Raw genomic sequence first — 26,812 nt, 5'->3', positions numbered from 1 at the left:
CGCACGCCGCGCTCACCGGACCGGGTGAGGGTCAGCGCGGGTGGTCGTGCCCGTCGCGGTGGTCGTGGCCCGGCGGGCGCCGGTCCAGGGCTTGGGCCCGGGCGGTGACCTCGTCGGCGGACACGGTGCCTTCCCCGGCGAGCACGTCCTCCAAGGCGCCCAGCCAGTGCTGGTAGTAGTTCCACGGTTCGTCGTCGTGGTCGTGCCCGGCGTCCCAGACCGCGATCCGGGTGATCAGCGCCGCCTGGAAACGCGGCCAGGTGAAGGCGCCCGCCTCGTAGAGGGCGACGGCCATGCCGAAGGCGCGGCTCTCCCATGGCTCGGCGAACGTCAGCTCCCCGTTGGAGCGCGGCGGGGCCGCCGGGCCCTCGGCGTCGAGCGGGGCGGTCACGGCGTCCTCGCCTTGGCCACGCCGACCATGGCGTCCCGGGTCACCAGTGGCACGAGCTGCTCCTCCGTCAGGTGCTCCGTGCCGGCCGGGCGTTCCGGCAGCACCAGCCAGCGGACCTCGCTGGTGGAGTCGCGCACGGTGATCCGCACGTCGTCATCGAGGTCGAGGCCCATCTCGGACAGCACCACGCGCGGCTCCTTGACCACGCGCGCACGATAGGCCGGGTCCTTGTACCAGCTCGGCGGGAGGCCCAGCACCGGCCACGGGTAGCACGAACACAGCGTGCACACGATGACGTTGTGGGTGGTCGGGGTGTTCTCGACCACGACGATGTGCTCACCCTGCCGGCCCGAGAAGCCCAGCTCCCTGATGGCGGCGGTGCCGTCGTCGAGCAGCCGGCGCCGGTACTCCGGGTCGGTCCACGCCCTGGCGACGACCTTGGCGCCGTTCAGCGGGCCGATGTTGGTCTCGTAGTCGGTGATGAGGCCGTCCATCACCTTGGGGTCGATCAGGCCCCGCTCGGTGAGGAGTTGCTCGAGGGCCTCGGCGCGCAGCGCCGCGGGTGGGCGCCCGCCCTGTCCGCCGTCGGTCATGAAGGTGTCTCCAGGTAGCTCTCGTACAACTCCGCGGTGACCGCGAAGGGCTCGGACCCGGCACCCCACAACTCCCGGGAGTCGAAACGGACCGAGTAGACGTGCTGCGGATGCTCACCCTTGAAGTGGGCATTGGTGTCGGGCAGCAGCGCGGCGGGCTGGACGACCTCGACGATGCCGGTGTGTCCGCGCACATAGCCCGGCAGCCTCGTGTGCCCGGGCGGCGACATGTCCTTGGCGCGGACCTGCTCGCCGACGGCGAAGGCCGGTGCGGCCTCCACGGTGCGCAGCGAACCCTCGGCGGTCGGCGCGTAGTCGGGCCTGGCGGGTTCCGGGATCGGCGGCTCCGCCACGTGCTCGCCGCGCAGATTGCGGGCACGGGCGTCGATCGCGCCCGGCGCGAGGAAGGCGCTGTCGGTGAGCATCAGCTCCGCGCCGTTGAGCCAGCGCCCGTAGTAGCCCTCGTCCAGGTAGGCCGCCCGGTCCAGGCGCTCGAGCGCGTGCCGGAAGGCGTCCGTGTTGGTGTCGCCCCATGCGACCCGACCGGAGAGGATCGTCAGCGCGAACGCACGCGCCTGCCAGGGCTCCGCGAAGACCGGTTCGTCGCCGCGTGGTGGACGCACACGGCCCCAGCCGTCAGTGCCGCCCATGTCGGCGATCCCTTCCATGGCACCACCTCTCGCGCCTCTGCAGCAACAGACATATGCGTACAAAATCTATTCTGTGGCGTCCCGGGCGCTCAGGCGAGGGGCGGCACGGCGTCCATGTCGAACTCCTCCAGGGGCGACCGGGGTGACGACGCGGGGCTGCCGGAGCCCGGCATCTGCTGTGCCGTCCAGATGCACTTGCCGTTCGCGGTGTAACGGGTGCCCCATCGCTGCGAGAGCGACGCGACGAGCTGCAGCCCCCGGCCGCCCTCGTCCGTCTCGGACGGATGCCGGATCCGGGGCATGGTCAGGCTGCCGTCGGCGACCTCGCAGATCAGCTCGGTGTCCCGCAGCAGCCGCAGCCGCATCGGCCCCTTCGCGTGCCGGACGACGTTGCCGACCAGCTCGCTGGCGAGCAGTTCCGTCGTGGCCGTCAGTTCGTCGAGGTCCCACTCCGACAGCTGCTCCCGCACCAGGCCGCGGGCCAGCGCGGCCGCCTGCGGGTCCTGGGGGAGCGGCCAGGAGGCCATCCGGTCCGGCGGGAGGGCGTGCATGCGCGCGATCAGGAGGGCGATGTCGTCGGTGGTGGTCCGCCCGGCGGGGAGCAGGTTCGTGATGACCGTGTCGCACAGCCGGTCCAGGTCCTCGCCGTCCGAGCTGCGCAGCAGGTGGGCGAGGTCGGACAGGCCCTGGTCGATCTCCCGCTCGGACGACTCGACCAGACCGTCGGTGAACAGCACCAGGAGACTCTCCCGCGGGATCTCCAGCTCGACGGTCTCGAACGGCGGCTCCGCCGCTCCCAGCGGAGGGTTCGGGGCCGCCTTGGGGAAGTAGACCGTGCCGTCGGGATGGACGACGGCCGGTGGTGGATGTCCGGCGCGGGTGACGCTGCAGGTCCCGGTGGTGGAGTCGTAGAGGACGTACAGGCAGGTGGCGTACGAGTCCTCGCCGAGCCCGCTGACGATGTCGTTGAGATGGTTCATGATCTCGTCGGGAGGCAGTTCGAGTCCGGCGAGCGTGTGGACGGCCGTGCGCAGCCGGCCCATGGTCACGGCCTCGGACAGACCGTGGCCCATCACGTCGCCGATCACGAGCGCGACCCGGCCGGCGGAGAGCGGGATGACGTCGTACCAGTCGCCCCCGACGTCCACGCCCTGTTCAGTCGGCAGGTAGCGGGCGGCGAGCGAGCACGACGGCAGAGCGGGCAGCTGCTGGGGGAGCAGGGCGCTCTGCAGCTCCCGGGACCGGGTGTGCTCGGCATCGTAGAGCCGCGCGCGTTCCAGGGCGTGGGCCACGAGGGCGCTGATGGTGCTCAGCAGGGTGCGCTCCTCGTCCGTGAGGCGGCGCGGTCCGTCGAAGGCGACCACGCAGATCCCGAAGGTCTGCCCGGAGGCGATCAGCGGCAGGAAGGCCCACGACTGCTTCCCGATCACGCGCGGCCGGTCGGCCATGTCGGGGTACCGCTCCGCGTACTCCTCGACCGAGGAGACGAACAGCGGCTCGTTGGTGGAGAGCGACTGCCACCCCGGGTCCTGCGCGGCCCGCGGGCGGGCCTCGATGCTGTCGAGGAAGGCCTGCGGATAGCCGACGGAGCCCACGGTGTAGACGCGGTCGCCCTCGATCGCCTGGACCAGCAGACCGGTGGCGCCGAACGGCGGCAGCACCCGCTGGGCCACCGCTTCCACCACGTCGCGCGACGTGGTCGCCGCGGCGAGCGCCGCGGTCAGTTCCCCGATCCGGGCCGAGCGCTCGGCGGAGGCCTGTTCGGAGGCGACCCGCTCAGCTTCGCGCCGCCTGTTGTCGGTGACGTCGGTGAAGTACAGGGTGACGCCGTCGGGCACCGGCACGAGCCGCAGGTGGAGGCACGACCCCGTGGCCGGTATGCCCATGTCGAAGCTCGTGGGCACCGCCTTGGCGGCCGCCTCCCGGCAGCAGGCCTCCAGGCCGGGTATCTGGCGCAACGACGGCAGTGTCCACAGCACGCGGTCGAAGAGCTCCTCCTCCGGGGAGCCCAGCATCTCCTCCGCCTTGAGGTTGACGAACGTGATGCGCCAGTCGCCGTCCACCGAGAGGAAACCGTCGCTCATGTGCCGCAGGGCGCGGCTGAGGGCGGCTCGGGCCGAGCGGGAGTCGCTGCTCTCCCACGCCGTGCCGATCATCCGGTAGGGCTCGCCGGCGTCGTCGAGGATCACCTTGGCGCGGGTCTCGGTCCACGCGTAGCCCCCGTCGGGACGTCGTACGCGATACTCCGCCTCGAACACCGCCCGGTTGCGGATGGCCGTCTCGGCGGCGGCGAGCGTCCACGGCAGGTCGTCGGGGTGGACGACCTTCATCCAGCTCTCGACCCGGGGCACGAAGTCGGCGGGGTCGGTGCCGTAGACGGCCATGGCCGCGTCGTCCCAGCCCAGTTCGCCGGTGCGGATGTTCCAGTCCCAGGTGCCTACCTCGACCGCCTTGAGCGCCTGGCGCAGCCCGGTGCCGTTGGGGTCCTCGAGGGTGGGGCGGGCAGGGGGCGGGGCCTGGCCCATGCGCTCCTGCGCCCACGCTGCCACCGCCGCCAGGAAATCCCACTGCGCCCGGGTGGGCTCCCCCTCGGCACCGGTGACGACGGTGAGCGATCCGACCGGGATCTCCCCGTCCGACAGGGGCACGGCCGCCAGCCCCGTGCCGGGCCACGGCTTCGTTCCCGGCGGCTGCGCGCTCCCGGCGGTCCCGTGCGGGACCCACAGACCGCCCTCCCGGTCCAGGACGCGGGCCGGCACGGCCGCGCTGTCCTGATCGATGATCTCCCAGTTCCGCACGAGGGCCGGGGACAGCCCGACGGTGGAGACCAGGCGCAGCGCGGACATGGGTCCGCACAGGTGGACCGTTCCGCCCAGCCCGTCCAGCCCGGCCACCGCCTGCTGGATCGCGAGCCGGAGCACCTCGCCTTCCGTAATGCCCTTTTCCACGGCGGAGAGCAGTGCCAATCGGTCTTCCACCATGTAAATGTACATTTGTGGCGGAAGCCTGGCAGGTGAGGGCGGGGTCACCGCCTGCCGGACCAGGTGCGCGGGGCCTTGTGCCGTATCCGGGCCGTGAGCGCCCGCGGGACCTGCGCCGGCCCCCGTGGCCGACCGCGGCTGGTCCCGGGACGACACGGAGGAATGGCTCGCGGCGCAGTTGCCGTACGCCGTGCCCGCCGACCGGGCCGGCCGATCCGGCGGCGGCACGCCGCACTCCGCTTGCGGGGCCGCACCACGGCGCCGGGAATCCTGTGTCACAGGCGTTCCCCTGTCCCCGTCGCGCCCCCTAAGATCACCCCGCCAGTCACGGGACCGCGGCCGCCGGGGAGGCGACGTGAGCGACAGCGCACCGCGTGGGGAAAGACTCGAGACGTACGGCTACACCCAGCAGTTGGCGAGATCGCTGGGCTTTCGGGACCTGGTGGTCTACGGCCTGGTCTTCATGGTTCCGATCGCGCCGTTCGGCATCTTCGGCGGGGTCTTCCAGGGCGCGGGCGGCATGGTCGCCCTCGCCTATGCCGTCGGTATGCTGGCGATGATGTTCACCGCGCACTCCTACGCGCAGATGTCGCGTGCCTTCCCGATGGCCGGGTCGGTGTACTCCTACGCGGGGCGGGGTATCGGCGCGCCGTTCGGCTTCCTGTCCGGCTGGATGATCCTGCTCGACTACATCCTGGTGCCGGCGCTGCTCTACCTGGTCGCCGCCGTGGCGATGAACTCGCTGGTCGCCTCGGTGCCGGTGTGGCTCTGGCTGATCGGCTTCGTGGTCCTGAACACCGTCGTGAACTGGCTCGGCATCGAGATGACGGCCAGGATCAACAAGATCATGCTCGCGGCCGAACTGGTCGTCCTCGCGATCTTCCTGGTCGTGGGCGCCGTCGCGGTCGCCCAGGGCAAGGGCAACGGCTTCAGCTTCCACGCCTTCTACGACGCCCACACCTTCTCGTGGTCCCTGGTTTTCGGGGCGGTGTCGATCGCCGTACTCAGCTTCCTGGGCTTCGACGGGATCTCCACCCTGGCCGAGGAGAACCGCGACTCCGCCAGGGCGATCGGCCGCTCGATGGTCGCCGCGCTGCTGCTCGCCGGCGTGCTGTTCATCGTGCAGACGTGGCTCGCGGCGATGCTCGTGCCGCATCCGCAGACGCTGATCAGCGACGGCGACCCGGACGGCACCGCCTTCTACGACGCCGCGCGCGTCGCCGGAGGCGCGTGGCTGGGGACGCTGAGCGCGCTGGCCACCGCCATCGCCTGGGGCTTCGCCAACTCCCTGGTGGCCCAGGCGGCCACCTCACGGCTGCTGTTCGCGATGGCCCGCGACCGGCAACTGCCCCATTTCCTGGCCAGGATCGACTCCCGCAGCAAGGTCCCGGCCAACGCCACCTTCCTCGTCGCGGTGGTATCGCTGGGGCTGGGCCTGTACATGAACTCCCGCACGGACGGCATCACTCTGCTCGGCTCTCTGGTCAACTTCGGGGCGATGACGGCCTTCCTCGTCCTCCACGTCTCCGTTGTCGTCCACTACGTCGTCCGCGGCGGCAGCCGCGACTGGTGGCGCCATCTGATCGCACCGCTGATCGGCTTCGCGATCCTCACCTACGTCGTGATCAACGCCAAGGTCGCCGCGCAGCGGCTCGGCTTCCTCTGGCTGGCGATCGGCGTGGTCCTGCTCATCGGCCTGCTGGTCGCGGGCCGACGCCCCGAACTGCCCAACGAGAACTCCACGGCCGAGGAGGCCGGACACGCATGAGTGACATCGACGTCGTGACACTCCACCCGTCCCCCGAGCAGTACGCCTACACCTTCGGAGGCCGCGAGCCGCTGCTGCGGGTCCGTCCGGGGACCATCGTGGAGCTGTTCACCGAGGACTGCTTCGGCGGCCGGGTCCGCGGGACGGAGGACCTCCCGAGCGAGGTGTGCGAATTCCCGTACCTCAACCCCGTCACGGGGCCCATCCACGTCGAGGGCGCCGAGCCCGGCGACACGCTGGCCGTGCACTTCGTCGACATCGCGCCCGCCCGTGACTGGGCGGTGTCCACCACCTTCCCGCACTTCGGCGCGCTGACCACGACCCACTCCACGGCCATGCTGCACGACCCGCTCGACGAGGTGGTCTGGCGATACGGCATCGACCCCGATCGCAACAGCTGCCGGTTCCAGGCCCGTTTCTCCGAGCACACCGTCGACCTGCCGCTGGACCCGATGCACGGCACCGTCGGGGTCGCACCGGCGGCCGGCGAGGTCATCATGAGCATCACCCCGGGCGCGCACGGCGGGAACATGGACACCCCGGAGATGCGCGCCGGCACCACGCTCTACCTGGGCGTCAACGTGCCCGGGGCGCAGCTGGCGATCGGCGACGGCCACGCCCGGCAGGGCGAGGGCGAGGTCTGCGGCACCGCCGTGGAGGCCGCCATGCACACCGTGGTCGTGATCGACCTGATCAAGGGCGGGGCGCCCGCCTGGCCGCGGCTGGAGGACGATCGTTTCCTGATGTCGACCGGCTCGGTGCGCCCGCTGGAGGACGCCTACCGGATCAGCCAGCACGACCTGATCGGCTGGACGGCCTCGCTCACCGGCCTGCACCGGCTCGACGCGTACCAGTTGGTCAGCCAGGCCGGACTGGCGCCGATCGGCAACGTGGTGGACACCAACTACACCGTGGTGGCCAAGCTCCCCAAGACCGTCCTGGGCGGCGCGCCCGCCTATGACGGCCTGCACCGCGCCCTGCGCGAGAAGGGCCTGGAATACCTCCGCCGGCGCTGAGCCCCCGGAAGGGCCCTCGGTCTCCCCCGAGGAGTGCGCGGTTCACCCCGGGGGCGGCCCGGGGTGGCTGACCGGGCGGCCGCCGGGGAATCTGGGGTGACAGCGGCGGGACGGACCCTGGGAGGACGCGTGGGGCGGCCGGACCTGTGGGGCCCCGACAGCCGCGCGGACGTGCCCCGGTACATCCGCGCGCTCCCCGTGCTGCTCCTGGTCCTCGGCGGCGTCACGGACTACCTCACCCCCGCCCAGTACACCGGTACGGCGTTCTACTCCGTCGCCCCGATGCTCGCCGCACTGGTGCTGTCGCTGAACGGGACGATGCTGGTGGGACTGGGCGCGATCGCCGCGGACCTGGCGATCGTCGCCCGCTACCGCTACCTGGCCACGCTCGCCGCGATGAGCGAGTTGCTGTCCGTCGCGGTGGTCACCGTGGTCGCGGTGTGGATCAACCGCGTGCTGTACGCGCGGGAGGCACGGCTGAGCTCCGCCCGTTCCATCGCCGCGACCGTGCAGCGGGCGGTCCTGCCGGCACCGCCCGCCCGCGCGGGCGCCCTGCGGATCGCCGCGCGCTACGAGGCCGCGGAGCAGGAGGCCGGGATCGGGGGAGACCTCTACGCGGTGCAGGACGGCCCGCGCGGACTGCGCTGCGTCGTCGGTGACGTCCGCGGCAAGGGCCTGGACGCGGTCGAGGCCGCGACGATGGTGCTGGGAATGTTCCGGATGGCCGCCGGCGAGGAGGCGACGCTGGAGGCGGTGGCCGCGCGGATGCACCGCGCGCTGTGCCGGGAGGTCGGCCGGCGGGGGCAGGCGGACGTGCTGGAGTGGTTCGCCACCGCCGTGCTGGCCGAGTTCCCCCGGGACGCGGGGGAGGTGCTGCTGGTCAACCTGGGCCATCCCGCTCCCCTCGTCCTGAGGGCCGGCGCGGTGCGGACCACCGATCCCTCGCGGTACGCGATGCCTTTGGGCGTGGGACTGGAGAGGGGTCCCGTGGTGGTCGACCGGGTGCCGTTCCCGGCCGGCTCGACCCTCCTGCTGTGCACGGACGGCGTCACGGAGGCCCGCGACACCCACGGCGGCCTGTACGACCCGGTGACCCGCCTGGCCGGGGTCGGCTTCAGCGGGCCGGCCGAACTGCTGGGCGTGCTGGTCTCCGATGTGCACCGGCACGCCGGCGGACCGCGGGACGACGACATGGCCATGCTCGCCGTCACCTCCGACGGGTGACGACCGCCGGCCGGCGCCGGATCGGCCGGGCCGGGCAGGGCGGCAGCCGTCCGGGTGGGCGAACGACGATGGTCCTGTCGGGTGGCGGCGCGCACGGTGTCCTCGTGGGCGGGTAGTCAGCAGTTCGGTGGTGACCGCCACCCGTGCTGCCCCGATCGGACGGAGCCGTCGTGAAATTCGGAGTGTCCACCTTCATCACCGATCGGGGTGTCCGGCCGGCCCCACTGGGAACCGCCCTGGAGGACCGCGCGTTCGACTCGCTGTTCATCGCCGAGCACAGCCACATCCCGGCGAAGCGCGAGTCCCCCTACCCGGACGGCGGCGAACTGCCGGAGATGTACTACCGCACGCTCGACCCCTTCGTCGCCCTCGCCGTGATCGCGACCGTCACCGAGCGGCTGCTGCTGGGTACCGGCATCGCGCTGATCCCGCAGCGCGACCCCATCCACACGGCGAAGGAGGTCGCCTCGCTGGACCTGGTCTCCGACGGCAGGGTGGTCTTCGGCGTCGGCGTCGGATGGAACCGCGAGGAGATGCGGGACCACGGCACCGATCCCGCGACGCGAGGCCGGCTCACCGACGAACGACTGCGCGCCATGCGTGAGTTGTGGACGCAGGAGAAGGCCGAGTTCCACGGCGAGTTCGTGGACTTCGACCCTTCCTACGCCTGGCCCAAGCCCGTCCAGCGCCCTTTTCCGCCGATCTACGTGGGCGGTGGCCCGGGCGGCTTCCACCGTGTCGCCGAACTCGGTGACGCGTGGCTCGCCGACGGCATGCCACCGGACGAACTCGGTCCGCTCATCGAGCGCATGCGCTCCGTCGCGGGGCGGGAGGTACCGGTGACGGTGTACGCCGCTGCCGACGACCCCGCGCAGGTCGAGGGCTACCTCGGCCTGGGTGTGGAACGGGTGCTGTTCTACCTGCCCACCATGCCCGAACAGGAGACGCTCGCGTACTTGGACCGGCTCGCGGAGCTGGCGGGCCGCTACCGCTGAGCGCCGGGGGAACCGGCGGAAGGGGGACGGGGTGCCCGACCTGACGGGTACGCAGGCGCAAGAGCGGTTCACCGCGGCGCGCGTGGCCCGCCTGGCGACGGCCGACGCGACGGGCCGTCCGCACCTGGTGCCGGTGGTGTTCGCCGTCGACGGTGACTCGGTGACCTTGGCGGTGGACCACAAGCCCAAGCGGACGACGCGGCTGAAGCGCCTTGCCAACATCGCGGTCAACCCGGCGGTCTGCCTGCTCGTCGACCACTACGACGAGGACTGGGACCTGCTGTGGTGGGTGCGCGCCGACGGCGAGGCCCGGGTCCTCCCACCGCCCGACGCCTCGCCGGAGGCGGCCCACCGGGTCGCCCTGCTGACGGCCAGGTACGGCCAGTACGCAGGCCGCACACCCGGCGGGCCGGTCGTCGTGGTCTCGGTGCGGCGCTGGACGGGCTGGCGCGCCGTGTGACATGCGGTCACGCGCACGGCCGTCCGATGCGCCGAGCGGTCCGGCCGACCGTGTGGGGGCGGGCCCGCGCCTGCGTCGTATGCTGGCGTGATTCGACTTCCGAGCGTTGGCGGCTGCGCATGCACGACGGTTCCGTACCAGCGGTGACCCATCGGTCGGCGTCCGTTCGTACCCGCTGCGCCCGGCCGTCGGATCTGCCGCGCATCTTCCTGTGGGAACGGCTCTACATGCGTTCCGTCGAGCCCGCGAACGAGGCGCAGTGGACGGAGGCCATCGACCGCCACTTGGAACTGTGGCTGTCCTGCCTGGAACGGACCCTGATCCTGGAAGTGGACGGCGAGGCCTGCGGCTCCATGATGTGGATGCCCTCGGGTACGGACGCACTCCTGGTGGGCATACACGTCGCGCCCGGGCACCGGCGTCGCGGGTTCGGCGGCCTTCTGCTCGACGCCTTCGCCGAGCAGGCGCGGGCGGCGGATCACGACGTACTGACCCTCGGGGTCTTCGACGGCAATCCCGCCGTCCACCTGTACGAGAGCCGCGGCTACCGGCCCACGGGCCGGGACGGCGAGTACCTCCTGCTCGGGCGTCCTGCGTAGCGCGATTCGCCCCACCCCGCCCGCCCGCCGGCCGGTCCGCGGCTCGGACCTGCCTGGCCGCGCTCAGAAGTCCGCCCGGCGCTGCCGCTCCAGTTCGGTGTACCGCGCGCGCATCAGCTCGCCGGCAGCCGGGCCGGCGGCGAACACGAAGGCCTCGCTGTCGTCGAGCCTGCGGCCGGTCCTGGCGTCCACCACCACCGGCTCGGCCTCCTCGCCCGTCTCCGCGTCGACCAGGATCATGCTGCGCTCCTCCGGCGCGAGGTGCTGGTTGCCCCAGGCGGCCAGCGCCACGACCACGGGCCGCAGGGTCCGGCCGCGCTCGGTCAGCACGTACTCGTGGCGCACGGGATTGGTCTGGTACGGGCGCCGCTCCAGCAGACCGTCGGTCACCAGCGTCTTCAGGCGGGTGGTGAGCATGCTGGTGGAGATGTTCAGGCTCTTCTGGAACTGGTCGAAGCGCGTGTAGCCGTCGAAGGCGTCGTGGAGGATCAGCAGCGTCCACCACTCCCCGACGTGCTGCACCGTCGTCGACAGCGGACACTCGCGGTCCTCCAGCCGGATCCGGCTTGCCATGGCGACACACCCTCCCAAGTCACTGCTAAAGTGAAAGTTACGTGCTTCCATTTTAGCAGTGACTTGGGGCGCGGTGGGCTGCGCCCTGCGCGGGACGAGCCCCGCCGCCCCGCGTGAGAGGAACAACCGTGAAGACCTGGTTCATCACCGGCGGTACCCCCGGCGGCTTCGGCATGACCTACGCGGACGTCGCACTGGAGGACGGCGGCAACGTCGTGCTCACCGCCCGCCGCCCGGAGCTGCTGGAGGAGTGGGCCCGCAAGCACGGCGACAAGGTGCTCGTCCTGCCGCTCGACGTCACCGACGCCGGGCAGATCCGCTCCGCCGTCGCGGCCGCCGAGGAACGCTTCGGGGGAATCGACGTCCTGGTCAACAACGCGGGCCGGGGCTGGTACGGATCGGTGGAGGGCATGGCGGACGCGGAGGTCAGGAAGACCTTCGAGCTCAACTTCTTCGCCGTCGCCGAGGTCCTGCGTGCCGTGCTGCCCGGCATGCGCGCCCGCCGCAGCGGGGCGGTCGTCAACATGTCCTCGGTGGCGGGCCTGCGGGGCGTGACAGGATTCGGTTACTACAGCGCCGTCAAGTTCGCCGTCGAGGGACTCACCGAGGTACTGCGCGAGGAGGTGGCCCCGTTCGGCATCAAGGTGCTCGCCGTCGAACCCGGTGCCTTCCGCACCCGCGCCTACGCGGGGTTCGCCGACGAGTCCGTCGAGGAGACGGTGGACGCCTACCTCCCCGTGATCGAGTCGGTGCGCACGTTCATGGTCGGCCAGGACGGCCGGCAGGCCGGTGACCCCTACCGGGGGGTGCGCGCCGTCGTCGCCGCGCTCGAGGCCGACACCCCCCCGCACCGCCTGGTCCTGGGAGCCGACGGCTACGAGGCCGTGGTCTCCCGGCTGGAGGGCATGCTCGACGAGTTGCGCGCCCATGAAGCCGTCTCCCGCGGCGCGGACTTCCCGCCCGGGCAGTGAGCCGGCCGGTGCGTGCGGCCACGACCGGTCGCCGCCGGCGTCAGCGGCGGTGGCCGAGGGTGGACTCGCGGACGACGAGGTCGAAGCCGGCCCGCACACGGCGCGGTGGGGTGTCCGGAGCCCCGGTGAGGCGCTGGACGAGGCATTCCACGGCCTGGCGCGCGATGGCCTTCTTGTCGGGGGAGATCGTGGTCAGGGTGACGCCGCTGTAGCGGCCCTCCTCGATGTCGTCGAAGCCGACGAGGGCGATGTCCTCCGGCACCCGCAACCCCCGCGTGGTCAGCACCCGCAGGGCGCCGATGGCCTGCAGGTCGTTGTACGCGAAGACCGCGTCAGGGCGCGAACCGCGGTCCAGCAGGTCGGCCATGGCCTGCGCGCCGTCGGCCCGGCCGTAGCCGGAGGCGGTGGCCACCAGGTCGTCGCCGTGCGGGAGCCCGGAGTCGGCCAGTTCCTCGCGCCAGCCGCGCAGCCGCAGGTGGGCGGGTTGCCTGGCGCTCTCGCGGCGGGCGCCGAGGAAGGCGATCCGCTGCCGGCCCATGCCGGTCAGGTGGCGCACCGCGCTGCGGGCCGCGGCCACGTTGTCGATGACGATGTGGTCGTGCGGGGCGTCGTACTCCCGTTCCCCGAGGAGCACCAGGGGGGCGCTGTCGGTGCGGGCGAGCAGGTCCGCGGCCTCCAGCTCGATCGGCGAGAGGATCAGGCCGTCGATGACATGGGCCCGGAACCCCTGGCTGACCAGGATCTCCTTCCTGCGCTCGCCGGAGGTGTGGTCCAGCAGCACGGTGTAGTCGTGGCGCGCTGCGGCGTCGATGACGGCGCCGGCCAGCTCGGCGAAGTACGGGTTGCCGAGTTCCGGAAGGGCCAGGGCGATGATGCCCGTACGTCCCTTGCGGAGATGTCGCGCGGTGAGGTTGGGCCGGTATCCCAGTTCGTCGATCGCCTGCTGCACCCGCGCCCGCATCGCGGGGGTGACGTGGGCATAGCCGTTCACGACGTTGGACACGGTCTTGATGGACACTCCCGCACGCAGCGCGACGTCCTTGAGGCTGACGCCCACGGCGTTCCCTCCGGTTGGGGCCGGTGCCGCCGGGCCGCGTCCGGCCCCGCGGCACCGGCGCGATCATGTGGTGCGCGGTCCCCGCGCGAGGTACCGCTGGGCCACGACGACCACGATCAGGAACCCGCCGCTGACCACCGATTGGTAGGACGAGTTGAGGGAGCCGATCTGGTTGATGAGGTTCTGGATCACGGCCAGCATGAGCACACCCCACAGGGTGCCACTGACCGACCCCGAGCCGCCGATCAGCAGCGTGCCGCCGATGACCACCGCCGCGATGGCGTCCAGCTCCATGCCGACGCCGATGATGGTCACCCCCGACGACAGGCGGGCGGCGTTCAGCGCTCCGGCGAAGCCCGCCAGCAGCCCGCTGACGGCGTAGACCAGCACCCGGGTCCTGGCCACCGGCAGGCCCATCAGCGTGGCCGCGTCGGGGCTGCCGCCCACGGCGAACAGCGACTGGCCGAACGAGGTGCGCTGGAGGACCAGTCCGCCGACGGCGAAGAGCACCAGCGCGATCAGCACCGGGTAGCCGAAGCCCCCGACGGTGCCCTGTCCCAGCGTGGCGAAGACCGAGTCGCGCGGCACCAGATAGGTGGTGGCGCCCTCGTCGGTCAGGGCGAGCAGCAGCCCGCGCGCGGCCAGCAGTCCGGCCAGCGTGACGATGAACGGCGCCATGCCGGCCCGGGCGATCAGCAGGCCGTGCACCGTGCCGAGCAGGCCGCACACCGCGAGCGGCACCAGCAGTGCCGGCAGCAGCCCGTACTGCGAAGCCCAGGCGGCCAGGACGCCGCCGAGCGCGAACACCGAGCCCACCGACAGGTCGATGCCGCCGGTGATGATGACCAGTGTCATGCCGAGCGCCACCACCGCGAGGAACGACGCCTGCACGGTGATGTTCTGCGCGTTGGCTCGCGTGCCGAACGACGGGAAGACGAAGGAGGAGACGATGACGACGGCCAGCAGCACGGCGAGGACACCCTGCCGCTGCACGAGCACGGCGAGCCGCCGCCGGTCGAAGGAACGGGCCGCCGCGGGCGCGGGCGGTTCGGGGAACGCCTGCGCGGAGCGGGGCGTGGTGAGTGACTTCATCGGGATCGACGCTCCCGGGCGATGTAGACGGCGACGAGGATGATGACCGCCTGGGCCATCTGCGCGGTGGAGTCGGGCAGATCGTGCTTGACGAGTGTCGCGCGCAGCAGCTGCATCAGCAGGGCGCCGAAGACAGTGCCCAGGACGCGTACCGAGCCGCCGGTCAGCGGCGTGCCGCCGACCACCACCGCGGTGATCGCGGACAGCTCCATCAAGGTGCCCAGCGTGGACGGGTCACTGGCCGTCAGCCGTGCGGTGGCGAGCACCCCGGCCAGCGCCGCCAGCGTCCCGCACAGGACGTAGACACCGATCAGTACCCGCTTGACCGGCAGCCCGGCCAGCCCGGCGGCGGCCCGGTTGCCGCCGACGGCGACCAGCTGGCGGCCGAAGGTGGTGCGGTGCACCAGGCCGGCGACGACCACGGCCAGCACACCGGCGATCAGCACCCCCACGGGGACGCCGAGCACGTCGTCGGTGCCGAGGCCCAGCAGGGCCGGGTTGGCGATCTGCTTCAGCCGGCCGTCGGCGAGGACCAGGGCGAGCCCGCGGCCGCCCACGAAGAGCGCCAGAGTGGCGACGATGGGCTGCAGCCCCACCACCGCCACCAGCGTGCCGTTGACCGCGCCCACCGCGGCTCCGGCGGCCAGCGCCACCAGCAGCGCCGGCAGCAGTCCGTACCCCAGGTACAACGGCAGCAGGGCTGTGGCCAGGGCCATCACCGAGCCCACCGACAGGTCCACGCCCTCGGTCCCGATCACGAGCGCCATGCCCAGCGCCACGATCACCACCGGGGCCACCTGAACCAGTTGGGTCCGCAGATTGCCGGCGGTCAGGAAGTGGTCGGTGAAGACGGCGTTGAACAGCACGAGCACCGCCACCGCCGCGTACACGCCGTACGTCTGGAACCAGGCCGGGGTGGGGAGCCGGAGCGCGCCCCGCCGCACGGCCGGGGAGAGCTCAGTCATCGCGCTCCTCCTCGTCACCGGTGCCGGAGGCGTCCTTCGCGGCCGGGCCGTGCGCCGCCAGCACCTCCAGCAGTTCTCCCTCGCCCACCTGCTCGCCCGTCAGTTCCCCGGCCACCGCGCCGCTGCGCAGCACCACCAGACGGTCGGCGCCCTCCACCAGCTCCTCGATGTCGGAGGAGATCAGCAGTACCGCGAGCCCTTCCTGCGCCAGTTCGTCGACCAGCGCCTGCACCTCGGCCTTGGCGCCGACGTCGATGCCCCGGGTGGGCTCGTCCAGCAGCAGCACCTTCGGCTCCAGGCACAGCCACCGGGCCAGCAGCACCTTCTGCTGATTGCCGCCGGAGAGCTCGCCCACCTTCTGCTCGGGGCTCGACGCCTTGATCCGCAGCCGTTTCATGAAGACGTCGACCACGCGGTCCTGCCGGGCCCGGGACACCACCCCCGCCCGGGACAGCCGCGGCATGGCGGCGAGCACGATGTTCTCCCGCACCGACAGGCCGGGGATCACTCCCTCCGCCTTGCGGTCCTCCGGCAGCAGGCTGACGCCCGCGCGGATCGCGGCGGCGGGCGAGGGACGCCCCAGCCGCCGGCCGGCCACGGTGACGGAGCCGGAGTCCAGCGGCAGTGCCCCGGCCAGTGCCTTGGCGGTCTCGCTGCGCCCGGAGCCGAGCAGTCCGCCCAGGCCCAGCACCTCGCCGGGGTGCAACTCCAGGGACACGTCGTCCAGCACGTGACGACTGGTCAGTCCCTCGGCGGTGAGCACCGGTTCGCGGTCCGGGCGGTGGGCCTCGCCGAAGCCGGTCCGGCCGTGCCGGCGCACCTCGGCGACCTCACGGCCGAGCATCATGGCGACCAACTGCATCCGGTCCAGGCCCGCCAGATCGCCGGTGTGCACCAGACGTCCGTCGCGCAGGACGGTGACCCGGTCGCAGATCCGGTACAGCTCCTCGATCCGGTGGCTGACGTAGAGGATGGCGATGTCGCGGCTGTGCAGGTCCTCGACGACCCGGAAGAGCGTCTCCACCTCGCGGGGTTCGAGCGCGGAGGTGGGTTCGTCCATCACCACGACCTTGGCCCGCACCGACACCGCGCGGGCCAGAGCCACCATCTGCTGGGTGCCGACGCCGAGGCTGTCGAGCGGCCGGCGGACATCGGCGGTGACACCGAAGCCCGCCATGAGCGCGGCGGCCTCCCGGTGCATGCGCGGGAAGTCGATCAGGCCGAAGGGGTTCTTCGGCTCACGGCCCAGGAAGATGTTGCGCGCCACGCTCATCAGCGGGACGAGGTTGACCTCCTGGTAGATCGTGGTGACGCCGGCCCGCTGGGCGTCGACGGGCCGGGCGAACGCGACGGGCTGCCCGTCCAGGCGCAGTTCGCCGCTGTCCGGGCGGTGCACTCCGGTGAGGACCTTGATCAGGGTGGACTTGCCGGCGCCGTTCTCGCCGACCAGCGCGTGGATCTCGCCGCGGCGCAGGGTGAGGGACACGTCGTCGAGCGCCACGACGCCGGGGAAGCGCTTGCCGACACCGAGCGCCTCCAGCACCGCGGGGGCGGTGGGACTGCCCGGCTCCGGGGGCGGTGCGGCGGCTGCCGCTTCGGGGGGTGCCATAGGGGGCCTTCCAGGATTCGCGATGCGGTGGGTCGGGGAAGAGCGGCCGCCCTGCCGTGTCCGGCCGGGCGGCCCCGGTCGCGGGCTCAGTACGCCCCGGCCAGCGAGTCCTTCGCGTTGGAGGCGTCGTAGGACCGGTCGGAGATGATCACGTCCTCCGGAATGGCCTCCCCGCCGAAGAACTTCTGCGCGGTGGCGAAGGCCAGCGGCCCGAAGCGCGGGTTGGACTCGATGACGCCGTTGTACTGCCCGTTGGCCAGGGCCTGCACCGCGTTGCGGGTGCCGTCGATGGAAACGATCTTGACGTCCTTGCCGGGCTTCTTCCCGGCCGCCTTGAGCGCGGTGACGGCGCCGAGGCCCATCTCGTCGTTCTCCGCGTACACCGCGGTGATGCCGGGGTTGGACTGGATCAGCTGCTCCATCACCTGCTGGCCCTTGTCACGGGCGAACTCGCCGGTCTGCTGCGCCACGATCTTCAGTCCGGGAGCCTTGGCCGCCAGCTGGTCGACGAAGCCCTTGGTGCGGTCCGTGGTGACGTTGTTGCCGGAGGCGCCGAGCAGGATGGCGACCTTGCCCTTGCCGCCGGTGACGTCGATCATCTGGTCCGCGGCGCGCTTGCCCTGCTCCACGAAGTCCGAGCCGAGGAAGGCCACGTAGTCCTTGCACGCGGTCGCGTTGATCTTGCGGTCGATGGTGATCACGGGGACGTGCTTGGCGGCCGCCGCCTGCAGCGCGGGCTCCAGGCCGTCGGAGTTCAGCGGGGCGACGATCAGCAACTGCGCGCCCTGGGCGAGCATGTCCTGGATGTCGCTGATCTGCTTGGGCAGCTGCGACTGGGCGTTGGTGGTGAGGAGCTTCTTCACCCCGAGCTTGGCCGCCTCGTCCTTGATGGACTGCGTCTCGGCGATGCGGAACGGGTTCGCCTCCTTCTCGGACTGCGAGAAGCCGACGACCGTGTTCTTCAGGTCGAGCTTGGTGGCGCCGTAGGACTGCAGCGTGCAGCCGTCGCCGGCGGCGGCACTCGCGGTCGGCGACTGCACCACCTGGGCGCCTTCGGAGGAGCTGGGGGAGGCGGCGCCGGAGTCCTCCTGCTTGGCACACGAGGTGGCGGTCAGGGCGGCGGCGGCGGTGAGGCACGCGACGGCGAGCATGCGGGTGGTACGGGAGGTGCTCATGTACGTTCAACTCCTCGTAGAGCGGTGTGCGACCTGATCAGGGGAGTGCGGGGCTCCGCAGGAGCCCGGGAGGCGGCCCGCCCCGCCCCCGTTGAAACGGGGCGGGCCGCCGGTGGTCAGCGGTTCGTCGGCGCCGCGGGTTCGCCGGCCGCCAGCGACGCGACCTCGGCCGCGCTCAGCGCGCGGTCGTAGGCGTGCACGTCGGCGATCGCGCCGCCCCAGTAGTCGACGAGGTTGCCGCCGAACTTGCCGCGGCCGATCACCAGGTGGCCCGAGGGTCCCTCGGCGTTGCAGGCCCGGGCCGAACCGGCCTGACTGCCGTCGACGTAGACCCGCAACTGGCCGTCACCGTGGCTGTAGCTGCCGACCAGGTGGTACCAGCGGCCGGCCACCGGCTCCCCGATGGTGTTCGCCAGCGCCCGGCTGCCCGCGAAGCTGAACGCGAACCGCCGGTCGGCCTGCGAGTACTGCAGGTAGAAGGCACTGTTGGAGGTCCCGTCGAGGGAGACCGCGGTGCTGAAGTGCCCCTTGTCGTCCAGCCGGACCCAGGCGGCGACCGAGTAGTCGGCCCCGTCGGTGTCCAGCACCGGCGCGCCGGTGTCCACGAAGCCGGTACGGCCGTCCAGTTGCAGGGCGCCCCCGTTGGGGCCGGTGGTCCAGCTCGTCCCGCCGTTCAGCGTCCCGTCGTGGGATCCGGCGGCGTCCTTCGCCACTGTGCCGGACCCCTCGTGCAGCGGCCACCAGGAGACGCCCTGCTGCCCGGGTGTGCCCGGCGGGACGTCGACCCCGCCGGCGGCGGCCCCGGCCGCGATGACCTGGCGGTTGATGTCCCGCACCTGTTTCGGGTCCACCTTCACCACCGCCCGGTCGTAGGTGATCAGGCCGTTGAGCTCGCCCTCCACGTCGGTGATCTCGGTGTAGACCGATCCGGACAGGCCGCAGGCGGCCGGTCGGAGCAGTTTGCGGGTGTTCTCCACGTAGGTCGCGGTCAGCTCCTCCTTGCTGTGCGCGGCGTCGCCGTAGTCCTGGCCGCCCGCGACGCCCAGGATGTGCCCGGGCACCAGGTACGAGTAGCCGCCGTGCTCGCCGTCGACCGCGGCGCGGCCGGCGTCCGGGGCCGGGGTGGCCGGGCCGTGGTAGTCGTGGAAGTCGATCAGATCACCGCGACCCGAATCGCCCCTGGAGGCACAGCAGTTGACCCCGGAATGGGCGTCGACCAGGCGTGAGGGGTCCTGCCGCTTCACCGAGTCGGCGAGGTCGCCGGTGGCCTCCTTGCTCCACTCGCCCCAGCCCTCGTTCATCAGCGTCCACATCACGACGGACGGAGTGCTGATGTGCTGGTCGACGATCTGGTGCACCTGGTCGACGAAGGCCGCGGTCTCCGGGGTGCCGGCCGCGGCCGTGCCCCGGCTGGGCATGTCCTGCCAGACCATCAGGCCCAGCTGGTCCGCCCAGTAGTACCAGCGGGCGGGCTCGACCTTGATGTGCTTGCGGACCGCGTTGAAGCCGAGCTTCTTGTGCTCCTTGAGGTCGTACTTGAGCGCCTCGTCGGTCGGGGCGGTGTAGAGGCCGTCCGGCCAGAACCCCTGGTCGAGGGTGGCGAGCACGAAGACCGGCTTGCCGTTGAGCTTGATCCGGTTGGTGCCGCCCGCCGGGGCCACCTCGATCGACCGCATCCCGAAGTAGGAGCCGACGCGGTCCTTGCTCCGGCCGTCGGTGAGCGTGACGTCGAGGTCGTACAGGTACGGGTCGTCCGGGCTCCACAGCCGGGCGTGCTCGACCGGCAGCCGCAGCGCGGTGCCCGCCGGGCCGGTGACCGTACCGGCCTTGCGCCCGCTCCTGGTGTAGGCGGTGGCGGTGACCTTGGCGTCCGGTGAGGTGCCGGCACCCGGCCGTACGGTGACCGAGAGCGAGGAGTCCGCGAGGTCCGGGGTCAGCACCAGCGAGTCCACGGCCGCCTCGGGGACGGGCTCCATCCAGACCGTCTGCCAGATGCCCGAACTCGGCGTGTACCAGATGCCGCTGGGGTCGCGGGACTGCTTGCCGAGGGCGTAGCGGTCGTCGGTGGTGTCGCGGACCTTGACCGTGAGCTCCTGCGTCCCGCGCCCGGCCAGGGCGTCGGTGACGTCGGCGGTGAACGCCTGGTAGCCGCCGGTGTGGTGGGCCACCTCGTGGCCGTTGACGTACACCCAGGCCTCGTAGTCCACCGCGCCGAAATTGAGGTTCAGCCGGTTGCCCGAGCCGACCCGCCAGTCGTCCGGCACGGTGAAGGTGCGCTGGTACAGCGACCAGTCGTGGTGCCGGGCGACGCCGGACAGGCCCGACTCCATGGGGTAGGGGACCACGATGCTGTCGCTCAGCGGGCCCTGGGGGAGTGCCGCGTCCTGCTCGGTCGGCTGGAACTGCCAGGTCCCGTTGAGGTTCTTCCACTCCTTGCGGGTCAACTGCGGCCGCGGGTAGTCCGGCAGGGGGTGGGACCGGGAGACGTCCTTGGCCCACTTCGTGGCGAAGTACCAGGTGGAGTCGTTGCTCGCGGCGACCGAGAAGGGGCCGGGGGCGCCGGCCGCGGTGGTGATACCGCCCCTGCCGTCGTAGCTGACCCGTACGTCGGCCTTCAGGGCGACCGGGGAGTCGGACGTGCCCGGACGCAGCAGCAGCCGCGAGGCGTGCTTGGGGTCCCTCGACACCGTGGCCGACCACCGGGTGCCGCCGGACAGCAGCGCCAGGTGCGAGGCGGCGTCGGCGGGGAGACCGGTCACACGGGAGCCCAGGTCGATGGAGGCGATGCGGCCGGTCTTGTCGACGGACGCCTCCGCGTCGGCCGGAGCGAAGTCCGCGGGCAGGTGCAGGGCGGTGTCGGGCACGGGCCGGCGGTCGAAGCCCGGCCCGGACCACTCGGTGTGCAGGTAGGCGCCGCCGTTGCCCTGGTTGTAGTCCACCGCGACCTCGTGCAGGCCGGCGGTGAGGGTGATCGGCTCCGAGGTGGTCTGCACGTCCCAGTCGGTCGTCCAGTGGTCGATCACGCTCGCGCCGTCGAGGGAGAGGCGGAAGCCGTTGTCGCCCTTGATGTAGAAGGTGTAGCTGCCGTCGGCCGGCACTTCCAGCCGGCCCGTCCAGCGCACCGCGACGTTGGTGGTGGTCCCCGCGTAGGCCCGCAGGGCGGGCAGCAGGTCGTCGACGTGGAGCGAGCTGTCGATCCGCGTGCCCGTGTACTGGGCGAAGTCCAGCGCCGTGCCGTTGGACATGCGGTAGTAGTCGCCGCGCAGGCCGTTGTCGGCGGAGGCGGCGGGCGCGGCGACCGAATCGGCCGGCCGGGCCGTCGCGGGGGACGGCGCCATCAGCGCCGCCCCGAGGAGGAGCGAAAGCAGGGCGGCAAAGCGCCCGAGCCGAGTGGTACGTCGTCTGCCAGGAATCACGCGTGCACCTTCCGTGGGGGGCGTCGTCCACGCCTGGAGGGAAGTGCTGGTCAAAGGGGGTGTGGCGCCTGGTGCGAAGAAGGGATGCGGGTCGGTTGCGCGCTTGTACAACGTTGGAAATTCTGGACGCGGTGAGAATGAAAGCAGCGCCGTGCCGCCGTGTCCAGACCTCGCGTCGAGGTGGTGTCAGAGAATCTCCTGGGGCGCGTGGTGCGGCCAACACCCGCCCCATGGGGGTGAATTCGTAGATCGGAGTGCGTGGGTCGGCGCCGGCACCGGGGCGGGCCCGGTTGTGCGCGGAGCGTTTTCCAACGTGGGAAATCCGCGCACGCGCGGGGCCGGGCATGGAGGAACCCGGGGCCGGCCCGCGGGCCGGCCCCGGATTCCTCGCACGGGTGATGCTCCGTCAGCTCACGGTGAGGTTCTGCGCGAGGGTGTTCGCCGCGAAGGAGTTCACCCCGAACAGGCCGCTCGCGTAGGCGTCGTCGGTGGCGTCGATGACGGGATCGGCGCCGTTCCCGAACCAGACGCGGATGCGGTTGCCGTCGGTCCGCACCTTCAGGTGGTAGGTACGGCCCTCGGTGATCGCCGTGGCGTAGGTCGCGATGTCCCGGCCCGGGCGCCACAGTTTGACCACACCGGCACTGGTGTCGATGTTCGCCGTGTAGCCGGCGCCGTCACTTCCGGCCCGGAAGGTCAGGCCGGTCGCCTGCCCGTTGGTGACGGACAGGTCGCCCTCGTAGGTGAAGTCGCCGCCCGTGCGGTCGCTGAGGTAGAAGCCGTTCTGTGGCGCGCTGCCGCGCAGCCCGGCCGGGGTGACCGTCCATGTGCCGCCGCGCGGTGTCCACCGCCCGGTGGGGAAGGCGGAGAAACCGCCCTGTCCGGTGGTGAGGTTCTGCACCGTCGCGGTTCCGTCGAAGGTGTTCACCCCGAACAGGCCGGAGGCGTAGGTGGTGTCGGTGGCGTCGATGACGGGGTCCGCGGCGTTGTCCACCCAGACGCGGATGCGGGCGCCGTCCGTCTGCACCTTCAGGTGGTAGGTGCGGCCCCCGCTGACCGGCAGCGCGCGGACGGCGATGTCCTTGCCAGGGCGCCACAGCTTCACCACACCGCTGGTGTCGAGCGTCGCCGTGTACCCGGCGCCCGAGGCGTTCGCGCGGAAGGTCAGGCCGCCGGCGCGTGCGGTGTCCAGGGTGATGTCGCCCTGGTAGACCGCGTCGGCGCCGCCGCTCGCGCTCATGTAGAAGCCGTCACCGCTGGTGGAGACCCGCTTGCCGCTGCTGACGTCGGTCCAGGCGCCGCCCGCGGCGTGCCAGGGGCCCTTCAGATTGCTCAGGAGGGTGGACTGGGCCGTCCCCCAGCTGGTGTTCAGGCGGGTGAAGGTCGCGTTGTCCAGTTTCGCCTTGCCGCCGACGGCGAAGAGCCGGATGCCCTGGCTGTCGGCCGCGGAGTCGAAGTCGACGTTGTCGGACAGCGAGTACAGGCCGCCGTCGGCGAAGATCTCCAGCTGGCCCCGGTCCACCAGGAGCCGCATGGTGACCTTGCCGTCCCTCGGCTTCAGCGGCTTGCCCTGCAGGGTCTGCTTCTCGGTGTCGTAGACCACGCTGCGGTCGGCGGTCCCGTCACTGCGGCTGTGCAGGTCGAAGCCGAACCGGGTCGCGGTGGAGTTCTTCACGTCGAACTGGGCGGTGATCTCGTAGGTGTCGGCCTTGATGTCCTCGAAGGGGTTGTCGGCGGCCTTGGGCTCCTTGCCCGGCTTGGGCTCCTTGGGTGCCTTGACCGTGTCGTTCTTCCAGGTCTCGGTCTGCGAGGCGAGCGAGGACAGCTCGGTGACCGGTGTACGGGTGATCCGGGGCCCGTCCGGGGTGCTGACCAGGCCCAGGGTCACCGGGAAGGTCGCGTTGCCGGTCCACGTGCTGCCGCGGTTGCCGCCCTGCCAGGCCATCTGCACCGTGCGCCCGTCGGGGGTGTTGGTGAACGTCTCGGCGGCGTAGAAGGAGCCGCCCGCGTACGTGGTGCCCAGGTCCATCTGCGCCGGCTGGCTCCAGTCGGTGCGGAAGGTCGTGCCGTCGAAGCTGCCGACGACGTACTGGCTGGACGCGGAGGTCATCACCCACCGCTGCTGGTCGCTCTTGCCGTCCAGCGGCAGCGGGTAGAAGTCGGGGCACTCGAAGAGCCAGGGCGCCTGGTAGCGGCTGGCCAGGGTCCACTTCAGGAGGTTCGGCGAGGTGTAGATGTTCACGCCGTTGCCGCCCTGGTTGGACCAGACGACCATGGTCCAGCGGTGGCGCGCCGCGTCCCAGATCACCTTCGGGTCGCGGCTCTCGTCGGGGATCTCGATCTGCTTGCGGCCCTTGTCGTAGGCCTGGAAGGTCTGGCCGTTGTCGTTGCTGTAGAAGATGCTCACGCCGTCGGTGTTGGAGAACACCACGATCGGGTCGAGCGCGCCGGTCTTCAGCCCCGAGGTGTTGTCCTTGTCGACGACGCCGCCCCCGGAGAAGAGCGTTCCGGGGTGCACACCGGGCTCCAGGGCGATCGGCTTCTGCGTCCAGTGGACCAGGTCGGGGCTGGTGGCGTGGCCCCAGTGCATGGTGTCCCAGGCCAGACCGTGCGGATTGTGCTGGTAGAAGAAGTGGTAGAGGCCATTCGCGTACACCAGGCCGTTAGGGTCGTTCATCCAGCCCGACTGCGAGCTGAAGTGGAACTGGCCGCGGAAGGGCTCGCTGTACGTGGTCGGCGGATAGGGGAACTCGGGGTAGTCCGAGACGGTCCCGGCGACCGCGGGTGTGTTCGGCAGGAGTGCGACCAGGCCCGCGATCAGGGCGACCAGCGGGGCGACCAGCAGGGCCCCGACTCTTCGACGCATGTGAACCAGCTCTCTCGACGTCGCTTGTGAGTGTCATCGTTGACACATGTCATCGCTGACATCCGATCGATGACAGATGATGGGCCCCGGGTGGGGGCTCGTCAACGCCCCGGACGAGAAAGGTTGCGGTCCCCGGCACGTGCGGCGGCCGTGTCCTTCTCGCCCTGGAGCAGCGTGATCTGATGGGCCCACGGCGGGTTGGGACCCGCTACGGCGCAGGTCAGCGCCGCTACGCGGACCGCGAACGCACAGGCCGCCGCGACATCGGCCAGCCGCAGGCCCTCCAGCCGGCCGCCCAGGAGGTCCTGCTCGCCGAGGTGGTGGAGCAGTCCCGCGGTGAACGAGTCTCCCGCCCCGACGGTGTCGACGACCTGCGTGGGCACGCCGGGCACGGAGACGGTCCGGCCGTCGAGCGACGCGAAGGCGCCGTGCGCACCACGCGTGATCACCACCAGCCGCACCCCCGCCGCGTGGAGACCGTCGCACGCCGCCTCCACCCCGGTGCCCGGGACCAGGACGCGCAGGTCGTCCTCGCTCAGCCGCAGGATGTCCGCCACCGCGCACCAGCTCGGCAACCGGCGCCGGTAGACCGCCGGATCGACCAGCGCGGGACGGACGTTGGGATCGATGCTCACCGTGGCCCGCGGCCGAGCCCTGCTGAGGAACTCCTCCAGCAGCGAGCCCCCGGGTTCGCGGACCAGTGCGAGCGAGCCGGTGTGCACGCAGGCCGGGTCGCCCTGGCCGGCCCGGTCCAGTTCGTTCCGCGTCCACTGCCAGTCCGCGGTGCCCTCGGCGTGGAAGGTGTACGCGGCCTGACCGCCGGCGTCGATGTCGGCGACCGCGAGCGTGCTGGGCTCCGCGGCGGCCGGGGCGTCCGTCAGATCGACGCCGGAGTCCAGGAGATGGGAACGGAACAAGCGCCCGAAGACGTCGCCGGACAGCCGCGCCAGCAGCCGGGTGGGCGTGCCGAGCCTGGCCAGCCCCACCGCGGTGTTGGCCGGCCCGCCGCCGGGCAGGGCGTGCAGGTGCAGGCCCTGGGTGGGGACGTCCGCGGGATCGCGCCCATCGGTGGGCGGCGGCCCGGGCCGGGCGTCCGCGAAGACATCGGCGACGCACTCTCCCAGCACGGTGACCTGACGCGGCTGCATACGGAATTCCTCCAGGTGGGGTGCGGAACCGGCGACCGGAGCCACCCCTGAGTGCCGGGCGGTCTCCGGTCGCTGCGGTCCGACTGTTGCCAACTCGTGTCCTGCAGAGGGCATTGACGTTGCCGGACCGGGAGTCCATCATCCTCCGCAGGCAGTGTCAACGATGACATATGTCAACGATGGCACTGCCCCGGCGTCGCTTTTCGCCGACGTCCGGCACACATGGACGTCCCCCGCTCACGCTTCCCGTAGGAGTCACACATGTCCCGTAGAGCCCGTCCGGTTCTCGTCATCGGCGCCGCCGGCCTCGCCCTGTCCCTCGCGGCGTGCGGGTCCGGTTCCGGCGGCAGCGCCCCGTCCGGGGGCAAGGTGAAGGTCGGACTGATCACGAAGACCGACACGAATCCGTACTTCGTGAAGATGAAGCAGGGCGCCGAGCAGGCCGCCAAGAGCGAGAACGTCGAACTGACCACCGCGGCCGGCAAGTTCGACGGCGACAACGCGAGCCAGGTCACCGCGCTGGAGAACATGGTCGCCGCCGGGGTCAAGGGCGTGCTCATCACCCCCAACGACTCCAAGGCCATCGTCCCCGCCATCGCCAAGGCGCGCGCCAAGGGCGTCCTGGTCATCGCGCTGGACACCCCGCCGGAGCCGCAGGACGCCGCCGACGCGCTGTTCGCCACCGACAACGTGAAGGCCGGCGAACTGATCGGCGCGTACGCCAAGGCCGCGATGTCCGGCAAGCCGGTGAAGATCGCCACTTTGGACCTCGCCCCCGGCGTGTCGGTCGGCGTGCAGCGCCACGAGGGGTTCGTGAAGGGCTTCGGCATCGACGCCTCCGACCCCTCGATCGTCTGCTCCCAGGACACCGGCGGTGACCAGGCCAAGGGCCAGACCGCCATGGAGAACTGCCTGCAGAAGGCGCCGGACATCAACCTCGTCTACGCGATCAACGAGCCCGCCGCGCTCGGCGCGTACACGGCCATCAAGGCCAAGGGCCGTGAGAAGGACGTCATGATCGTCGCGATCGACGGCGGCTGCACCGGCGTCCAGGCGGTCAAGGACGGCAAGATCGCCGCCACCTCGCAGCAGTACCCGCTGAAGATGGCCGCCGACGGCGTCAAGGCGATCTCGGCCTTCGCCAAGGACGGGAAGAAGACCAGCGGTTACACCGACACCGGTGTCACCCTGATCACCGACAAGCCGCAGGCCGGCGCGGACGCCAAGGACACCGCCTTCGGCCTCGAGAACTGCTGGGGCTGA

The 26,812-nt window shown here is 71.5% G+C and carries 21 protein-coding genes; 8 read left to right on the top strand and 13 right to left on the bottom strand.

Features of this window, described 5'->3' with window-relative positions; genetic code table 11:
* Positions 1-31: 31 nt before the first annotated feature.
* The 4 genes from PV364_RS00615 to PV364_RS00600 all read right to left on the bottom strand — a co-directional run bounded on the left by PV364_RS00615 (position 32) and on the right by PV364_RS00600 (position 4,612).
* Positions 32-391: a nitrile hydratase accessory protein gene (locus PV364_RS00615; protein ID WP_319657535.1), complete on the bottom strand. Its 360-nt coding sequence runs from the start codon at positions 389-391 to the stop codon at positions 32-34.
* Entirely contained in the window at positions 388-984 is a 597-nt protein-coding gene (nthA, locus tag PV364_RS00610) for a nitrile hydratase subunit alpha (RefSeq protein ID WP_319657534.1), read from the bottom strand. Before nthA ends, PV364_RS00615 begins: the two co-directional genes overlap by 4 nt.
* A complete protein-coding gene (gene nthB / locus PV364_RS00605; RefSeq protein WP_319657533.1) occupies positions 981-1,652 on the bottom strand; it encodes a nitrile hydratase subunit beta in 672 nt (223 codons plus the stop codon). Before nthB ends, nthA begins: the two co-directional genes overlap by 4 nt.
* A 71-nt stretch (positions 1,653-1,723) precedes the next feature.
* Positions 1,724-4,612 (bottom strand): SpoIIE family protein phosphatase, encoded by a 2,889-nt coding sequence (locus PV364_RS00600; RefSeq protein WP_319657843.1) that lies wholly within the window; start codon positions 4,610-4,612, stop codon positions 1,724-1,726.
* A 358-nt stretch (positions 4,613-4,970) separates the two neighbouring features.
* Between PV364_RS00600 and PV364_RS00595 the strand changes: the two genes are divergently transcribed.
* The 6 genes from PV364_RS00595 (at position 4,971) to PV364_RS00570 (ending at position 10,677) form a co-directional block, all read left to right on the top strand.
* Complete coding sequence (locus PV364_RS00595) at positions 4,971-6,383, top strand: APC family permease (RefSeq protein WP_319657532.1); 1,413 nt, start codon at positions 4,971-4,973, stop codon at positions 6,381-6,383.
* Complete coding sequence (locus PV364_RS00590) at positions 6,380-7,399, top strand: acetamidase/formamidase family protein (RefSeq protein ID WP_319657531.1); 1,020 nt, start codon at positions 6,380-6,382, stop codon at positions 7,397-7,399. Before PV364_RS00595 ends, PV364_RS00590 begins: the two co-directional genes overlap by 4 nt.
* Before the next feature lie 129 nt (positions 7,400-7,528).
* Positions 7,529-8,623: a PP2C family protein-serine/threonine phosphatase gene (locus PV364_RS00585; RefSeq protein WP_319657530.1), complete on the top strand. Its 1,095-nt coding sequence runs from the start codon at positions 7,529-7,531 to the stop codon at positions 8,621-8,623.
* 170 nt (positions 8,624-8,793) lie between these two features.
* Entirely contained in the window at positions 8,794-9,618 is an 825-nt protein-coding gene (locus PV364_RS00580) for an LLM class F420-dependent oxidoreductase (protein ID WP_319657529.1), read from the top strand.
* A gap of 31 nt (positions 9,619-9,649) precedes the next feature.
* Positions 9,650-10,078 (top strand): TIGR03668 family PPOX class F420-dependent oxidoreductase, encoded by a 429-nt coding sequence (locus PV364_RS00575; RefSeq protein ID WP_319657528.1) that lies wholly within the window; start codon positions 9,650-9,652, stop codon positions 10,076-10,078.
* 143 nt (positions 10,079-10,221) lie between these two features.
* A complete protein-coding gene (locus tag PV364_RS00570; protein ID WP_319657527.1) occupies positions 10,222-10,677 on the top strand; it encodes a GNAT family N-acetyltransferase in 456 nt (151 codons plus the stop codon).
* Positions 10,678-10,740: 63 nt separating this feature from the next.
* Here the strand turns inward: PV364_RS00570 and PV364_RS00565 are convergent, their stop codons facing one another.
* A complete protein-coding gene (locus PV364_RS00565; protein ID WP_319657526.1) occupies positions 10,741-11,250 on the bottom strand; it encodes a helix-turn-helix domain-containing protein in 510 nt (169 codons plus the stop codon).
* Positions 11,251-11,378: 128 nt separating this feature from the next.
* Between PV364_RS00565 and PV364_RS00560 the strand changes: the two genes are divergently transcribed.
* On the top strand, positions 11,379-12,221 hold the full coding sequence (locus PV364_RS00560; RefSeq protein ID WP_319657525.1) for an SDR family NAD(P)-dependent oxidoreductase: 843 nt from the start codon (positions 11,379-11,381) through the stop codon (positions 12,219-12,221).
* Positions 12,222-12,261: 40 nt separating this feature from the next.
* On the opposite strand, the gene PV364_RS00555 is transcribed toward PV364_RS00560, so the two are convergent.
* The 8 genes from PV364_RS00555 to PV364_RS00520 form a co-directional block, all read right to left on the bottom strand.
* A complete protein-coding gene (locus PV364_RS00555; protein ID WP_319657524.1) occupies positions 12,262-13,278 on the bottom strand; it encodes a LacI family DNA-binding transcriptional regulator in 1,017 nt (338 codons plus the stop codon).
* A gap of 63 nt (positions 13,279-13,341) precedes the next feature.
* Complete coding sequence (locus tag PV364_RS00550) at positions 13,342-14,370, bottom strand: ABC transporter permease (protein WP_319657523.1); 1,029 nt, start codon at positions 14,368-14,370, stop codon at positions 13,342-13,344.
* On the bottom strand, positions 14,367-15,335 hold the full coding sequence (locus PV364_RS00545) for an ABC transporter permease (protein ID WP_319657522.1): 969 nt from the start codon (positions 15,333-15,335) through the stop codon (positions 14,367-14,369). The genes PV364_RS00550 and PV364_RS00545 overlap by 4 nt, the downstream gene beginning before the upstream one ends.
* Positions 15,328-16,944, bottom strand: coding sequence for a sugar ABC transporter ATP-binding protein (locus PV364_RS00540; RefSeq protein ID WP_319657521.1), 1,617 nt, complete (start codon positions 16,942-16,944; stop codon positions 15,328-15,330). Before PV364_RS00540 ends, PV364_RS00545 begins: the two co-directional genes overlap by 8 nt.
* Before the next feature lie 86 nt (positions 16,945-17,030).
* Positions 17,031-18,119, bottom strand: coding sequence for an ABC transporter substrate-binding protein (locus tag PV364_RS00535; protein WP_319657520.1), 1,089 nt, complete (start codon positions 18,117-18,119; stop codon positions 17,031-17,033).
* Between the two features lie 116 nt (positions 18,120-18,235).
* Positions 18,236-21,457: a LamG-like jellyroll fold domain-containing protein gene (locus tag PV364_RS00530; RefSeq protein ID WP_319657519.1), complete on the bottom strand. Its 3,222-nt coding sequence runs from the start codon at positions 21,455-21,457 to the stop codon at positions 18,236-18,238.
* A gap of 484 nt (positions 21,458-21,941) precedes the next feature.
* On the bottom strand, positions 21,942-24,401 hold the full coding sequence (locus PV364_RS00525; protein WP_319657518.1) for a glycoside hydrolase family 32 protein: 2,460 nt from the start codon (positions 24,399-24,401) through the stop codon (positions 21,942-21,944).
* 101 nt (positions 24,402-24,502) lie between these two features.
* Positions 24,503-25,549, bottom strand: coding sequence for a carbohydrate kinase (locus PV364_RS00520; RefSeq protein ID WP_319657517.1), 1,047 nt, complete (start codon positions 25,547-25,549; stop codon positions 24,503-24,505).
* Positions 25,550-25,810: 261 nt separating this feature from the next.
* Between PV364_RS00520 and PV364_RS00515 the strand changes: the two genes are divergently transcribed.
* A complete protein-coding gene (locus tag PV364_RS00515; RefSeq protein WP_319657516.1) occupies positions 25,811-26,812 on the top strand; it encodes a sugar ABC transporter substrate-binding protein in 1,002 nt (333 codons plus the stop codon).

Source organism: Streptomyces sp. MI02-7b, assembly GCF_033793585.1.
Lineage (GTDB): Bacteria > Actinomycetota > Actinomycetes > Streptomycetales > Streptomycetaceae > Actinacidiphila.
This window is presented reverse-complemented; position numbering and strand designations above follow the sequence as displayed.